This is a genomic window from Streptomyces bugieae (assembly GCF_036352915.1).
Classification (GTDB): Bacteria; Actinomycetota; Actinomycetes; order Streptomycetales; family Streptomycetaceae; genus Streptomyces; species Streptomyces endophytica.
In genome coordinates this window covers 1-14,092 of record NZ_JAZBJP010000038.1, presented here as the reverse complement: position 1 = coordinate 14,092, position 14,092 = coordinate 1, and the positions used below count along the sequence as shown (strand labels likewise).

13 protein-coding genes are annotated in these 14,092 nt (G+C 71.8%); 2 read left to right on the top strand and 11 right to left on the bottom strand.

Annotated features, from left to right (window positions below):
* Nucleotides 1–61: 61 nt before the first annotated feature.
* Nucleotides 62–2,587 carry an ATP-dependent Clp protease ATP-binding subunit gene (locus tag V2J85_RS34640; RefSeq protein ID WP_030416763.1) on the bottom strand — a complete coding sequence of 842 codons (2,526 nt, stop codon included), beginning with the start codon at nt 2,585–2,587 and terminating at the stop codon, nt 62–64.
* A gap of 498 nt (nt 2,588–3,085) precedes the next feature.
* On the opposite strand from V2J85_RS34640, the gene V2J85_RS34635 reads away from it, so the two are divergent.
* On the top strand, nt 3,086–3,811 hold the full coding sequence (locus V2J85_RS34635) for an SCO3374 family protein (RefSeq protein WP_261956373.1): 726 nt from the start codon (nt 3,086–3,088) through the stop codon (nt 3,809–3,811).
* Here V2J85_RS34635 and V2J85_RS34630 read toward each other — a convergent pair.
* The 10 genes from V2J85_RS34630 to V2J85_RS34585 form a co-directional block, all read right to left on the bottom strand.
* The gene (locus V2J85_RS34630; RefSeq protein ID WP_030416764.1) at nt 3,742–4,077 is read right to left on the bottom strand and encodes a histone-like nucleoid-structuring protein Lsr2; all 336 of its coding nucleotides are present in this window, start codon (nt 4,075–4,077) and stop codon (nt 3,742–3,744) included. The genes V2J85_RS34635 and V2J85_RS34630 overlap by 70 nt on opposite strands.
* Before the next feature lie 156 nt (nt 4,078–4,233).
* Nucleotides 4,234–4,752, bottom strand: a complete 519-nt coding sequence (locus V2J85_RS34625; RefSeq protein ID WP_030801698.1) for an amino-acid N-acetyltransferase — start codon at nt 4,750–4,752, stop codon at nt 4,234–4,236.
* A 9-nt stretch (nt 4,753–4,761) separates the two neighbouring features.
* Complete coding sequence (locus V2J85_RS34620; protein ID WP_410011367.1) at nt 4,762–5,277, bottom strand: BlaI/MecI/CopY family transcriptional regulator; 516 nt, start codon at nt 5,275–5,277, stop codon at nt 4,762–4,764.
* Between the two features lie 178 nt (nt 5,278–5,455).
* Entirely contained in the window at nt 5,456–5,635 is a 180-nt protein-coding gene (locus V2J85_RS34615; RefSeq protein ID WP_261956375.1) for a hypothetical protein, read from the bottom strand.
* A gap of 60 nt (nt 5,636–5,695) precedes the next feature.
* Nucleotides 5,696–6,313: a hypothetical protein gene (locus V2J85_RS34610; protein WP_261957502.1), complete on the bottom strand. Its 618-nt coding sequence runs from the start codon at nt 6,311–6,313 to the stop codon at nt 5,696–5,698.
* A gap of 147 nt (nt 6,314–6,460) precedes the next feature.
* Nucleotides 6,461–7,258: a type III pantothenate kinase gene (locus V2J85_RS34605; protein ID WP_030416769.1), complete on the bottom strand. Its 798-nt coding sequence runs from the start codon at nt 7,256–7,258 to the stop codon at nt 6,461–6,463.
* A gap of 5 nt (nt 7,259–7,263) precedes the next feature.
* Nucleotides 7,264–8,349: a carboxylating nicotinate-nucleotide diphosphorylase gene (nadC, locus tag V2J85_RS34600; protein WP_261956376.1), complete on the bottom strand. Its 1,086-nt coding sequence runs from the start codon at nt 8,347–8,349 to the stop codon at nt 7,264–7,266.
* A gap of 64 nt (nt 8,350–8,413) precedes the next feature.
* Nucleotides 8,414–10,183: an L-aspartate oxidase gene (locus V2J85_RS34595; protein ID WP_330823760.1), complete on the bottom strand. Its 1,770-nt coding sequence runs from the start codon at nt 10,181–10,183 to the stop codon at nt 8,414–8,416.
* Nucleotides 10,180–11,322 (bottom strand): pantoate--beta-alanine ligase, encoded by a 1,143-nt coding sequence (panC, locus tag V2J85_RS34590; protein ID WP_261956378.1) that lies wholly within the window; start codon nt 11,320–11,322, stop codon nt 10,180–10,182. Before panC ends, V2J85_RS34595 begins: the two co-directional genes overlap by 4 nt.
* Nucleotides 11,319–12,380, bottom strand: coding sequence for a Rossmann-like and DUF2520 domain-containing protein (locus tag V2J85_RS34585; RefSeq protein WP_330823759.1), 1,062 nt, complete (start codon nt 12,378–12,380; stop codon nt 11,319–11,321). The genes panC and V2J85_RS34585 overlap by 4 nt, the downstream gene beginning before the upstream one ends.
* A 315-nt stretch (nt 12,381–12,695) precedes the next feature.
* Here V2J85_RS34585 and V2J85_RS34580 point away from each other — a divergent pair, with 315 nt between their 5' ends.
* A complete protein-coding gene (locus V2J85_RS34580) occupies nt 12,696–14,039 on the top strand; it encodes a threonine aldolase family protein (protein ID WP_330823758.1) in 1,344 nt (447 codons plus the stop codon).
* Nucleotides 14,040–14,092: the final 53 nt, after the last annotated feature.

The following is a 14,092-nucleotide window of genomic DNA, read 5'->3' as shown; positions in this document are numbered from 1 at the left end:
ACCTGCTCCGTTTTATTCGGTTGGGGCGCTATGGCCGCGTGGCGCGGTGAGGCGTTTCCGCTCAGGCGTCCTTGCTCAGGTTGGGACCCGAACCGCCGGTCGCGGACTCGATCGGCGGGGCGTCCGGCAGGGCGGACTTCTCCTCGCCGCGGAAGGTGAACTTGGCACTGTCACCCTCGCCCTCGGTGTCGACGACCACGATGTGGCCCGGACGCAGCTCGCTGAAGAGGATCTTCTCCGAGAGGGCGTCCTCGATCTCGCGCTGGATCGTGCGGCGCAGCGGACGGGCGCCGAGCACCGGGTCGTACCCGCGCTTGGCCAGCAGCGACTTCGCGGTGCCGCTGAGCTCGATGCCCATGTCGCGGTCCTTCAGCCGCTCGTCCACCTTGGCGATCATGAGGTCGACGATCTGGATGATGTCGTCCTCGGTGAGCTGGTGGAAGACGACGGTGTCGTCCACACGGTTGAGGAACTCGGGGCGGAAGTGCTGCTTGAGCTCTTCGTTGACCTTGTTCTTCATCCGCTCGTAGCTGGACTTGGTGTCGCCCTGGGCCGCGAAGCCGAGGTTGAAGCCCTTGGAGATGTCCCGGGTGCCGAGGTTCGTCGTCATGATGATGACGGTGTTCTTGAAGTCCACGACCCGGCCCTGGGAGTCGGTCAGGCGACCGTCCTCCAGGATCTGCAGCAGCGAGTTGAAGATGTCCGGGTGGGCCTTCTCGACCTCGTCGAAGAGGACCACGGAGAACGGCTTGCGGCGCACCTTCTCGGTGAGCTGACCGCCCTCTTCGTAGCCGACGTAGCCGGGGGGCGAGCCGAACAGCCGGGAGACCGTGTGCTTCTCGCTGAACTCCGACATGTCGAGGGAGATCAGCGCGTCCTCGTCGCCGAACAGGAACTCCGCCAGCGTCTTGGACAGCTCGGTCTTACCGACACCGGACGGGCCGGCGAAGATGAACGAGCCACCGGGACGCTTGGGGTCCTTCAGGCCGGCACGGGTGCGCCGGATGGCCTGGGAGAGCGCCTTGATGGCGTCCTTCTGGCCGATGACGCGCTTGTGGAGCTCGTCCTCCATGCGCAGCAGACGCGAGGACTCCTCCTCGGTGAGCTTGAAGACCGGGATGCCGGTGGCCGTCGCCAGGACCTCGGCGATCAGCTCCTCGTCCACCTCGGCGACGACGTCCATGTCGCCGGCCTTCCACTCCTTCTCCCGCTTCGCCTTCGCGGACAGGAGCTGCTTCTCCTTGTCGCGCAGGCCCGCGGCCATCTCGAAGTCCTGCGAGTCGATCGCGGACTCCTTCTCCCGGCGCACGTCGGCGATCTTCTCGTCGAACTCGCGCAGGTCCGGCGGCGCGGTCATCCGGCGGATCCGCATCCGGGAGCCGGCCTCGTCGATCAGGTCGATCGCCTTGTCCGGCAGGAAGCGGTCGGAGATGTAGCGGTCGGCCAGGGTGGCCGCGGCGACCAGCGCGGAGTCCGTGATGGACACGCGGTGGTGCGCCTCGTAGCGGTCCCGCAGGCCCTTGAGGATCTCGATCGTGTGCGGCAGCGACGGCTCCGCGACCTGGATGGGCTGGAAGCGGCGCTCCAGGGCCGCGTCCTTCTCCAGGTGCTTGCGGTACTCGTCGAGCGTGGTGGCACCGATGGTCTGCAGCTCGCCCCGGGCCAGCATGGGCTTGAGGATGCTGGCGGCGTCGATCGCGCCCTCGGCGGCGCCCGCACCCACGAGGGTGTGGAGCTCGTCGATGAACAGGATGATGTCGCCGCGGGTGCGGATCTCCTTGAGGACCTTCTTCAGGCGCTCCTCGAAGTCACCGCGGTAGCGGGAGCCGGCGACCAGGGCACCGAGGTCGAGGGTGTAGAGGTGCTTGTCCTTGAGGGTCTCGGGCACCTCGCCCTTGACGATGGCCTGGGCCAGGCCCTCGACGACCGCCGTCTTGCCGACGCCGGGCTCGCCGATGAGGACCGGGTTGTTCTTCGTACGGCGCGACAGCACCTGCATGACGCGCTCGATTTCCTTCTCGCGCCCGATGACCGGGTCGAGCTTGGTCTCGCGAGCGGCCTGCGTGAGGTTGCGGCCGAACTGGTCCAGGACGAGGGAGGTCGAGGGCGTGCCCTCGGCGGGGCCGCCGGCCGTGGCGGCTTCCTTGCCCTGGTAGCCGGAGAGCAGCTGGATGACCTGCTGCCGCACCCGGTTGAGATCGGCGCCCAGCTTCACGAGGACCTGGGCGGCGACGCCCTCGCCCTCGCGGATCAGGCCGAGCAGGATGTGCTCGGTGCCGATGTAGTTGTGGCCGAGCTGGAGGGCCTCGCGGAGCGACAGCTCCAGGACCTTCTTGGCACGGGGGGTGAAGGGAATGTGCCCGGACGGGGCCTGCTGGCCCTGACCGATGATCTCCTCCACCTGCTGACGGACCGCCTCAAGCGAAATGCCGAGGCTCTCCAGGGCCTTTGCGGCGACACCTTCACCCTCGTGGATCAGGCCCAGGAGGATGTGCTCGGTGCCGATGTAGTTGTGGTTGAGCATCCGGGCTTCTTCCTGAGCCAGGACGACAACCCGCCGCGCGCGGTCGGTGAACCTCTCGAACATCGTTAATCGCTCCTCAGAGCGGTCAGGCAGTTAGGGGTCGGTCCCCTCCCTGTCCTTCCGCATGCTAGTCCCGCGGGGCGGGACAGCTCATTCCAACTGCCGACACCCGTCCGGATCACCCCCGCACCGGCGGGGAAATTTACTGCCGAACAGCTGACATCTGCTCCAACTCGATGGTGCGAGACGATGTTCCCGCAGGCCAGGCATATACGCCCTCCGCCACTACGCCCGTGGCGAACGCGCCCTTCCCCGACACGCCGCCCGCATCCCGCCGAAAGCCGGGCCGAGGCGCTTCGTGCGCCGGTCACACCGTCTCTTCCCACTGAGACTGTCTTACCCGCTGCCTCTGACACTCCATGCGGCGCGAGCCGCTTCCATCCGCTACGGGCGAACATCCACGCGCTGCCGAAAGCCCCGCCACACCCTTTACGCGAGCACGTTCCGTATGCATGGCCACACCCACCGTAACTTCCGTGGTCGGGGGCAGTTGCACCGGGCATGCCCCGCGTGCTCCCGCGCCTCCGCAGCCCGCACAGCCCGCACGATGCCTCCGGTCCGCCGGGTCCCCTCGGTCCGCTCGCCGCCGTCCGTCACCGGTACGAGGACGGCATGGGGTGGCCGACGGCGCCCACGGAGCCGCTGGAGCTGCTGACCGGGGTGCGTTTCGACGTGCTGGAGATGCCGGCCGACGCCGGGAGCGCGGTGCTGCGGCGGTGGCCGCTACTGGGCCCGGTGGCGCTGCTGCGGCCGGGAGGCGACGCGAACCCTCCGGGTAACCGGCCGAAATTGCTCGTTCTCGTCGCGCCGGGCGGTGCCGAGGAACTCCCGGGAATCCTGGAATGGCTGGAGTGGGGCCCGCTGGCCGGGGATCTCACGGCGCGGGGGGCCGGCGGCCGGATGCCCGCGCCGGCGTTCCCCTTCGGCCCCTCATCGCCTGCTGCATTCGGTTCGTGGGAGGCCGCGGTATGGGTGCGACCTCCCCGGACCGGGCACGAGGCGGAGAATTCCCTGCCCGCCACGGGGTTCGGGGCAGGAATCGGGGACGGTGGAGGCGTCCCCGACCTCGTACGGCTCGTGAGCGCGGCGGCGACGGAGTGCCACCGTGCCCGGTTGTTGCGTGCTCGTAATGCCCAATCGGACCGCGTGTGCGGAGATCAGGCGTTGGCCTTCTCGAATGCCTCGCGAATGTCGGCGGGGACACGGCCGCGGTCATTGACGTTGTAGCCGTTCTCCTTCGCCCAAGCGCGGATCTTCGCGGTGTCCTGGCTGCCGGCGGAAGCCGCCGCACGCGCCTTGCCGCGACCGCCGGAACGTCCACCGGTACGACGGCCGGCCTTCACGAAGTCCGCGAGCGACTCACGCAGCTTCTCGGCGTTGCTGTCGGAGAGGTCGATCTCGTAGGCCTTACCGTCGAGCGCGAACGTCACGGTCTCGTGGGCCTCGCCGCCGTCGAGGTCGTCGACAAGAAGAACCTGAACCTTCTGTGCCACCGGTTTCCCTTTCATCGAATGCGGATTACGACGGAAAGCAAACCGCTTTTCCGGGAAAAACACAAACCCTTGGGTAGGGTTCACTTGCCCGCAGACCGGGGAACGCATGCTTCCGTAGCCATGAGATAGGGGAGCGATTCGGACATAGAACACTCATCACAGGTGCAGAAGCATCCGGCTGTTACCCAGGGTGTTGGGCTTCACTCGTTCGAGGCCGAGGAACTCGGCAACGCCCTCGTCATAGGAACGCAGCAGCTCGCTGTAGACATCACCGTCTACCGGGGCCTCGCCGATCTCGACGAAGCCGTGCTTGCCGAAGAAGTCGACTTCGAAGGTGAGACAGAAAATGCGCCGCACTCCGAGCCAGCGCGCGGTGGCCAGCAGCTTCTCCAGCACCTGATGACCCACGCCGGCCCCCTTGAGCTGCGGGTCCACGGCCAGGGTGCGTACCTCCGCCAGGTCTTCCCACATCACGTGGAGTGCGCCGCAGCCGACGACCTCGGCGTCTTCGTCGCGCTCGGCGACCCAGAACTCCTGGATGTCCTCGTAAAGCGTGACGGTGGCTTTGTCGAGCAGGATCCCGTCGCGGGAGTAGGCGTCGATGAGACGGCGTACGGCGGGGACATCGCCGGTCCTGGCGCGGCGGACGGTGAGGCCTTTTGAATGCGCGGGCATGCCGGGACGCTATCGCCCCTTGCCGTCGGCGTTCGCCCCGGGTTCATCCCCTTCGCCGGATCCGCCTTCGCCGGCCGCTTCCGGTGGCGCGGGCGTCCGGTCTTCTTCCACGGGCCCGGCCTGTTCCGTCCGTTCGCCTTGTCCGGCGGCCTCTTGTGGACCTTCGGTGCCTTCCCGCTCTTCCGGGTCTTCCGCCGGCTCGTCGACCTGCACCATCCGTACGGCATCGCGCAGAGCCTGCCGTTGTTCCGGCGACATCATGCCGAAGAAGGCCACAAGTGCGGCGGCGGGGTTGTCGCTGGCGGACCACGCTTCGTTCATCAGTGCGGCGGCGTAGGCGGCGCGAGTGGAGACCGCCTCATATCGATAGGCGCGGCCTTCTGCTTCGCGGCGTACCCAGCCCTTCTGATGGAGGTTGTCCAATACGGTCATGACCGTGGTGTAGGCGATCGACCGTTCCTTCTGGAGATCTTCCAGGACTTCTCGAACGGTGACCGGGCGGTTCCACTCCCAGACCCGCGTCATCACCGCGTCTTCCAGATCACCCAAGCGTCTCGGCACACAAGAACAATAGTGGGAGATGTCCAGAATGCCCGTTGATCTCGTTGCGTTTGGAGGAGGGAAAGCCGGAAAAGGAGGCGGCCCGGGACGCTCGGTCCCGGGCCGTGGGTGCGTGCGGGCCGCCGGTGCGGCGGCCGGCGGATCAGGCGCCGTGCGCGGTGGGCTTCTGCCCCGGGGACTCGGCCCGGGCCAGCGCCGCGTCCACGGCGGCGTCCTCCTTGGACTTGTTCGCACCGCCCTGGCTCTTGATCATCGTCACGATCAGGCAGGTGAAGGCCACCGCCATCACGACGGGCGGGAGCAGGGCTGCGACGTAATCCATGGCGTATGGCCTCCTTATAGGGCGTAAGCCGCCGCGGGTACGCACCAGGGTACGCAGCACTCAGGCGGTGCGGCTCTCCGGGGGCGGGGCGGGCTTGCGGCGGGGCGGGAAGACCTCGCCGGGGGTGGGGATGGGGCGGTCCGGGCGGGGGGCCTTCGGCCGCGGCTCGCGCTGCGGCTGCGCGGGCCGCTTGGGTTCGGGCTCCCGCGCGGGTTCCTGGTCCCGGCCGTTGCGGGCCCCTGAGCGGCCGCCAGGCAGCGCGCGGAGCCGCACCCGTACGGATTGTTCGGCCAGTTGCTCGCAGTGGCGCAGCAGGGCGCTGCGGCGCGCGTGTTCGGCCCCGCCGGCGCAGCGGGTGCGCAGCGCGCGCAGTGCGGCGAGGTCGTCGGGGCCGGGCACGTGCCCGGCGGCCAGCGCCTCCTTCAGCTGCCCGAGGTAGCCGGCGGCCGAGCCGGGCAGGGCGTCGCGGTAGCGGGCGAGGTCGGCCAGCAGGAAGGTGCGCAGCCGGCCGCCTTCGCGGACCGCCTCGTCGACCGCCTCGGCCAGCCGGAGGTATTCCTGGATGTCCCGGTCGCGCTCCGGCCCGGGAGTGCCGGGCGGGGCGGCGGAGGACGTCGTCGTCAGGGCATGGGCGAGGGCGCGACGGAGCACACGCAACTCATCGGCGCTGAACGCCATGCCGCCGCGGGTTCCGTTTGGCATTGGCATGTGGCGACTTTACGACCGATTCCGACAAAACCGGCTTAATTCGTGAATGGTGGCGCGGCAGAACCCGACAGAACCGGTACGGCGGGCACGGGCGGCCGCCACCCGGGCCACCGGCTCCTAGGACCGGGCGACGTTCCGCTCGTAGACCAGGCGCAGCCCGATGAGGGTGAGCCAGGGCTCGTGCGCGTCGATCACCGAGGATTCGCCGAGGACCATGGGCGCGAGGCCGCCGGTGGCGATCACGGTCACCTCGTCGGGGTCGTCGGCCAGCTCCCGCGCCATCCGGTGGACCACGCCGTCGACCTGGCCGGCGAAGCCGTAGAGGATGCCGGACTGCATCGCCTCGACGGTGTTCTTGCCGATCACGCTGCGCGGCCGGGCCAGTTCGATCTTGCGGAGCTGGGCGCCCTTGACGCCCAGCGCGTCCACGGAGATCTCGATGCCCGGCGCGATGACCCCGCCGACGTATTCGCCGCGCGCGCTGACCGCGTCGAACGTGGTGGCCGTGCCGAAGTCGACGACCACCGCGGGGCCGCCGTAGAGCTCCACCGCGGCCAGGGCGTTGATGATGCGGTCGGCGCCGACCTCCTTGGGGTTGTCCATGAGGATCGGCACGCCCGTCTTGACGCCCGGCTCGACCAGGACGGCGGGCACGTCGCCGTAGTAGCGGCGGGTGACCTCGCGCAGCTCGTGGAGGACCGAGGGCACCGTGGAGCAGATGGCGATGCCCTCGATGCCGTCGCCCAGGTCGTCGCCGAGCAGCGGGTGCATGCCCATCAGGCCCTGCAGCAGCACGGCGAGTTCGTCGGCGGTGCGGCGGGCGTCGGTGGAGATCCGCCAGTGCTCGACGATCTCCTCACCGTCGAAGAGCCCGAGGACGGTGTGGGTGTTGCCCACGTCAATGGTCAGCAGCATGGCGGTCAGCGGTCCTCACGCGGCTCGGCGTCCCGGGAGCCGGCCTCCTCGCCGTCGTCCTCGCGGCCGCCGTCCTCCTCGCGCAGGTCCAGGCCGATGTCGAGGACCGGCGAGGAGTGCGTGAGCGCGCCCACCGCCAGGTAGTCGACGCCGGTCTCGGCGTAGGAGCGGGCGTTGGCGAGGGTGAGCCGGCCGGAGGACTCCAGCATCGCGCGGCCCGCGACCAGCTCGACGGCCTCCTTGGTCTGCTCCGGGGTGAAGTTGTCCAGCAGGATCAGGTCGGCGCCCTCGGCGAGGATCGGCGGGATCTGGTCGATCCGGTCGACCTCCACCTCGATCGGCACACCGGGGAACTCGGTCCGTACGGCGGTGAACGCCTCGGCCACCCCGCCCGCCGCGACGACGTGGTTGTCCTTGATCAGCGCGGCGTCCGACAGCGACATCCGGTGGTTGACGCCGCCGCCGCAGCGCACCGCGAACTTCTCCAGGGCGCGCAGTCCCGGCGTCGTCTTCCGGGTGTCGCGGACCTTGGTCTTCGTCCCCTCCAGGACGTCCGCCCAGGCGCGGGTGGTGGTCGCGATGCCGGACAGCCGGCCCAGGATGTTGAGCGCGCTGCGCTCGGCGGTGAGCAGGTCGCGGGTGCGGGTGGTGACGCTCAGCAGCTTGGTGCCGGCCTCGACCCGGTCGCCGTCCTCGACGTGCCGCTCGACCGCGAACTCGTCGGTGCACACGATGGACAGCACCGCCTCGGCGATCCGCAGACCGGCGACCGTGCCGGCCTCGCGGGCGGTGAAGTCGCCGGTGGCGACGGCGTCCTCGGGGACGGTGGCCACGGTCGTGACGTCCACGCCCTGGTCGAGGTCCTCCTCGATGGCGAGGTGCGCGAGGTCCTCGACCTGTACGGGGTCGAGCCCGGCGGCCACCAGGAGCGCGGCCAGATCGGGGTCGAGCCCGCAGGTCAGCGGGTCGAGCTCGTACGAGGCGTCGTCACCGCCACCACAGCCGCAGGCGTCGCCGCAGCCACCGGTGGGGGTGCCGCCGCTGGGCCCGCCGATCTGGAGGAGGGGGAGGTCGTCGGGGGTGCTGCTCACGGGATGGGCTCCGTCTTCGGGATGGGGTGGTCGGTGGGGGTCTTCGGGCGGGCGGCCCGGCGGGCTACGGGAGGGCCGGCGGGAAGCCGGCGTCCTCGGTCGTACGGATGGTCAGCGCGCGGTCCGCGTCCAGGGTGATGCGGAAGTGCCGGCGCCAGGAGGCATCGTCGCGGTCGGGGTGGTCCTCGCGCCAATGGCAGCCGCGGGTCTCCTCGCGGCGCCGGGCGGCGGCGACCAGCACCCGGGCGACGCACAGCAGGTTGGTGGCCTCCCAGGCCTCCACACCGGGCTCGGGGGCCTTCTGCGCGGCCTCCGGGGCGCCGGCCTCCTGGGCGGCCGCCTCGGTGGCCTCCCGGTGGACCCGGTCGAGTTCGGCGGCGGCGCGGGCGAGGCTCTCGGCGCTGCGCAGCACGCCGGCGCCGGCGGTCATGATCCGCTGGACGACTGTGCGCGTCTCGGGCGCCAGCAGCGGGAGGGTCGTCCGGGGCGCGGCCGGCGCCCCGCCGGCCACCGGGGCGGGGCCGTCCGCGGGGCGCGGCGCGAAGCCGCCTGCGGCGATGTCGGCGGCGATCCGCTCGGCGAAGACCAGGCCCTCCAGAAGGGAGTTGGAGGCGAGCCGGTTGGCTCCGTGGACGCCCGTGCAGGCCACCTCACCGCAGGCGTAGAGGCCGGGCACCGTGGTGCGGCCGTGCAGGTCGGTGCGGACGCCGCCGGAGGCGTAGTGCGCCGCCGGGGCGACCGGTATCGGCTCGGTGACCGGGTCGATGCCGTGGCTGCGGCAGGCGGCCAGGATGGTCGGGAAACGGCTCTCCCACATCGGGGCGCCGAAGTGCCGGCCGTCCAAGTACATGTGCTCGACGCCCTGTTCGAGCGACCGGCGCAGGATCGCCTTGGCGACGATGTCCCGCGGCGCCAGTTCGGCGAGCTCGTGCTGGCCGACCATGAAGCGGACGCCGTCGGCGTCGACGAGATGCGCGCCCTCGCCCCGTACCGCCTCGGAGATCAGCGGCTGCTGGCCCTCCGCTTCCGGGCCCAGATACAGGACGGTGGGGTGGAACTGCACGAATTCGAGGTCGGACACCTCGGCACCGGCGCGCAGCGCGAGGGCGACGCCGTCGCCGGTGGACACGGCCGGATTGGTGGTGGCGGAGAAGACCTGCCCCATGCCCCCGGTGGCGAGGACCACGGCCGGGGCGTGCACGGCTCCCACGCCGTCGTGCTGGCCCTCCCCCATGACGTGCAGGGTGACGCCGGAGGTACGGCCGGCCTCGTCCGTGAGGAGGTCCAGGACGAGGGCGTTCTCGATGGTGCGCAGTCCGGCGGCGCGGACCGCCTCGACCAGGGCGCGGGAGATCTCCGCTCCGGTGGCGTCGCCGCCGGCGTGCGCTATCCGGCGCCGGTGGTGGCCGCCCTCACGGGCGAGCGCTATCTCGTCGCCGCCCGGGGTGGTGTCGAAGCGGGCGCCGGCCGCGATCAGCCGGTGGACGGCGTCCGGGCCCTCGGTCACCAGGAGGCGTACGGCCGCCTCGTCGCAGAGTCCGGCGCCCGCGACGAGGGTGTCGTCCAGGTGCTGCTCGGGGGTGTCGCCCTCCCCCATGGCCGCGGCGATACCGCCCTGCGCCCAACGGGTGGAGCCGTCGTCGAGACGGGCCTTGGTGACCACGACGGTCCGCCGGCCGGCCGCGGCGCAACGCAGGGCGGCGGTCAGCCCGGCCACACCGGAGCCCACGACGACGACGTCGGCCTCGATGGCCCAGCCGGGGGCGGGGGCCTTGAGGCGTATGCCGGTGCCGGGTACGGGGCCGGTGGCTGTTCCGGTGGCGGGCGCGGTCATCGGGTCGCTCCGAGGGGGCCGGGGGATGGGGTGGATGGTGCGGCGGTCGCGGGGGCGGACCGCTCGCGGGCGGCGGACGCGGCTTCCTGGTGCACGGGCGTCGCGTCGTCGCGGTATCCGGAAGCGGCGCCGGAGGCCGGCGACTCCGCGCCGAAGGTGAGGCGGAGGTTGTCGATGAGGCGCGTGGTGCCGACCTTGGCGGCCACCGCCAGGATCGCCTCCCCCACGTACGCGTCGGAGATCTCCGTGAAGTCGGACGGGTCGACCAGCGCCAGGTAGTCGAGCACCAGGGGCGGGTCGAGCCGTGCGGCGTCCTCCAGGACGGCGCGGGCGGCGGCGCGCGCGACGGACGGCGCGTGCCGGGGGGCCGCGGCGGCGTACGCGACGGCGTGCGCGTCGGCGGCCGCCCGGTCCTCCCCGAGGGCGGCCAGCGCCGCCGAACGGTCCTGGGCGGCGTGGGCCGTGCAGGCGGCCCGGGCGCGCAGCGCCTCCTCGGCGGTGAGCCGGTCGCGGGCCGCGAACAGGGCCGCGGACAGCGCCAGCGCGGTGCGCCGCTCCGGGGCGGACAGATAGCGGTTGCGGCTGGAGAGGGCGAGACCGTCGTCCTCGCGCACCGTGGGGACGCCGATGATCTCGACGGGGAAGTTGAGGTCGGCGGCCATGCGGGTGATCACGGCGAGCTGCTGGGCGTCCTTCTGCCCGAAGAACGCGAGGTCGGGCGCGGTCAGGTGGAGCAGCTTGGCGACGACGGTCAGCACGCCGTCGAAGTGACCGGGCCGGCTGGCCCCCTCCAGGCGCGTCCCCATGGGCCCGGCGGTGATCCGGACCTGCGGTTCGCCGCCCGGATAGACCTCGTCGACGGACGGCGCGAAGACGGCGTCCGCGCCGGCCGCCAGGGCCAGTTCGACGTCCGCGTCCAGGGTGCGCGGGTAGCGGTCCAGGTCCTCGCCGGCCCCGAACTGCAGGGGATTGACGAAGACCGTGACGACGACCTGGCCCTGCGCTCCGGCCCGGCGGCGGGCGGCGCGGACGAGGGTCGCATGGCCCTCGTGCAGCGCCCCCATGGTCATGACGACGGCCCGCGTGCCACTACGGCGGGGCAGGTCACGGAGCGCGGCGGCGGTGTGGAGGAGGGTCATCGCTCGTCTCCCTCGGGGCCGTTACCGAAGGCATCGGGACCGCGGCCGTCCTGGTCGGGGCCGTCTTCGCCGAGGCCGTCCTGGCCGGGGCTGTCCGGTCCCGGGCCGTTCGGGCCGGGGCCGGATGGGGAGTCGGGGGCGGTCGAGGAGTCGGGGGCGGAACCGGCGAGCACGCCGAGGAGGTCCTCGGCCAGCTCCGGCTTCAGCAGCCCGTGGGCCAGCGCCCGGTCCGCGGTCGCCCGGGCCATCGCGAGGTATCCGGCGACGTTCTGGGGGGCGTGCCGGCGCAGTTCGGCGACGTGGGCGGCGACGGTGCCCGCGTCACCGCGCGCCACCGGGCCGGTCAGTGCGGCGTCGCCGGACCGCAGCGCGTTGTCGAGGGCGGCGCCGAGCAGCGGGCCCAGCATCCGGTCCGGTGCCTGCACGCCCACGTCACGCAGCAGCTCCAGCGACTGGGCAACCAGGGTGACCAGGTGGTTCGCGCCGATGGCCAGCGCCGCGTGGTAGAGCGGACGATCTGATTCCGCGATCCATTCGGGCTCCCCGCCCATCTCGATGACCAGCGCCTCCGCGGCCATCCGGAGCTCCTCGGGCGCGGTCACCCCGAACGAGCAGCCCGCCAGCCGCTGGACGTCCACGGAGGTGCCGGTGAACGTCATCGCGGGGTGCAACGCGAGCGGCAGCGCCCCGGCCCGGGTGGCCGGGTCCAGCACCGCCGTTCCGAAGCGCCCGGAGGTGTGCACCAGCAGCTGCCCCGGCCGTACGGCGCCGGTCTCCGCGAGGCCGCTCACCAGGCCCGCGAGGGCGTCGTCGGGGACGGTCAGCAGGACCAGCTCGGCACGGGCGAGCACCTCGGCCGGGGTGACCAGCGGGACGTCCGGCAGCAGCTCGGCGGCCCGCCGGACGGAGGCGTCGGAGACCCCCGAGACGGCGACCGGGCGATGCCCGGCGAGCTGCAGGGACGCGGCCAGTGCGGGGCCGACCCGGCCGGCGCCGACGACCCCGACGGTCAGCCGGGCGGGGCGGTCCTGGGCCTCGGTGGGCGGATGTGCGTTCACGTGGCGATGGCCTTCCGTTCCAGTCCTCAGGGGGTACCGGACGATTCCTCGCCATGCTACGCGAGTGTTTCCGGGGGACTTCAGAGCTGTACGGAGGGTGAGACGGGGATCTCTCACCAGAGTTGTCCAGATCCCCCAGCAGAGTTTTCCACAGAGTTTTCCACAGGGCTCGCGGGCTGTGCGCGGCTGCGTCATGATCGGTCCCGACGGCAACCCACCGCACAGGCGAAACGGCACGCGAGTGGGGGTGGGCGCAGGCCGAAGGCAGGCTCAGGCTCACGCAGGACCAGGGGGACGAGGGGGATGAGGGGAATCATGAAGGAGAGCGACATGGGCATCGGCGCGGGCGACGGTGAGGGTGCCGGCGCGGGTGACCATGAGGGTGCCGAAGCGGGCGTCGGTGAAGGCATCGCCCAGGGCGTTGCCGACGGCCCGGCATCCGCGGGGGACGGCAGCGAGGGGGAGCAGCACGACCACGGCGCGAGCACGGCGGCCGGGAGCGACGGCTCCCGGGATGCGCGGCGGATCGCCGCGCTGCGCCGGGTGGAGCGGTCGCTCGCGCCGGCCCCGCGGCCCGAGACGGTCCGCGAGCGGCTGGACCGCCTGGTGGCCGACGCCCCCACCGCGTACGACCTGGACAAGCTGACCGATGTCTACGCCAACGACGACGGCATCGTCGGCGCGCTGGAACGCCGCACCGCCGAGGCGCTCGGCACGGAGGCCGCCGCCTTCTTCCCGACCGGCACGATGGCGCAGCAGGTGGCACTGCGCTGCTGGGCGGGGCGTACGGGCAATGCGACGGTCGCCGGCCATCCGCTCTCCCACCTAGAGATGCACGAACGGGACGCGTACGCGGTGGTCAGCGGGTTGCGGATGGTCCATCCGACCCGCGCGCCCCGGCTGCCGACCGCCGAGGAGATCTACGGCCTGCAGGAGCCGTTCGGAACCCTGGCCCTCGAACTCCCGCTGCGCGACGCCGGTTTCGTCCTGCCGGAATGGGACGAGCTGACCGCGGTGGTGGCGGCCGCACGGGAGCGGGACGCGGTGGTGCACTTCGACGGCGCCCGGCTGTGGGAGTGCGGCCCGCACCTCGGCCGTACCCTCCCCGAGATCGCCGCGCTCGCGGACAGCGTCTACGTCTCCTACTACAAGTCGCTGGACGGCATATCGGGCGCCGCGCTCGCCGGCTCCGAGGACTTCGTCGCAGAGGCACGCGCCTGGCGCCACCGCTACGGCGGCCAGCTGTTCCAGCAGTGGCCCGCCGCACTGGCCGCCCTGGCGGGCCTGGACCGCGAACTCCCCCGGCTGCCGGAGTACGTCGCCCACGCCAAGGTGGTCGCGCAGGCGCTGCGCGAGGGCCTGATGGCGGCCGGCGTGCCCTGGTTCAGGGTCAACCCGGAGGTGCCGCACACCCATCAGTTCCAGGTGTGGCTGCCGTACCCGTCGGAGGTCCTGGACGAGGCCGTCATACGGCAGGCGGAGGAGAGCAGGACGGCGCTGTTCCGCGGCTGGTTCGAACGGGGCCTGACCGAACCGCCGGGAGTGGCCCTGACCGAGGTCACGATCGCCGCGCCCGCCCTGGACTGGACACCGCAGGACGTCCGTACGGCAGTTGCGGATTTCGTGCGGCACGTGGACGAGGTGCGGGCGGAGGTGTGAGGAGGGGCGGGGGCGGGGGCTTAGCGGGCTTTCGCCGAGGGGGTGGGGTGGGT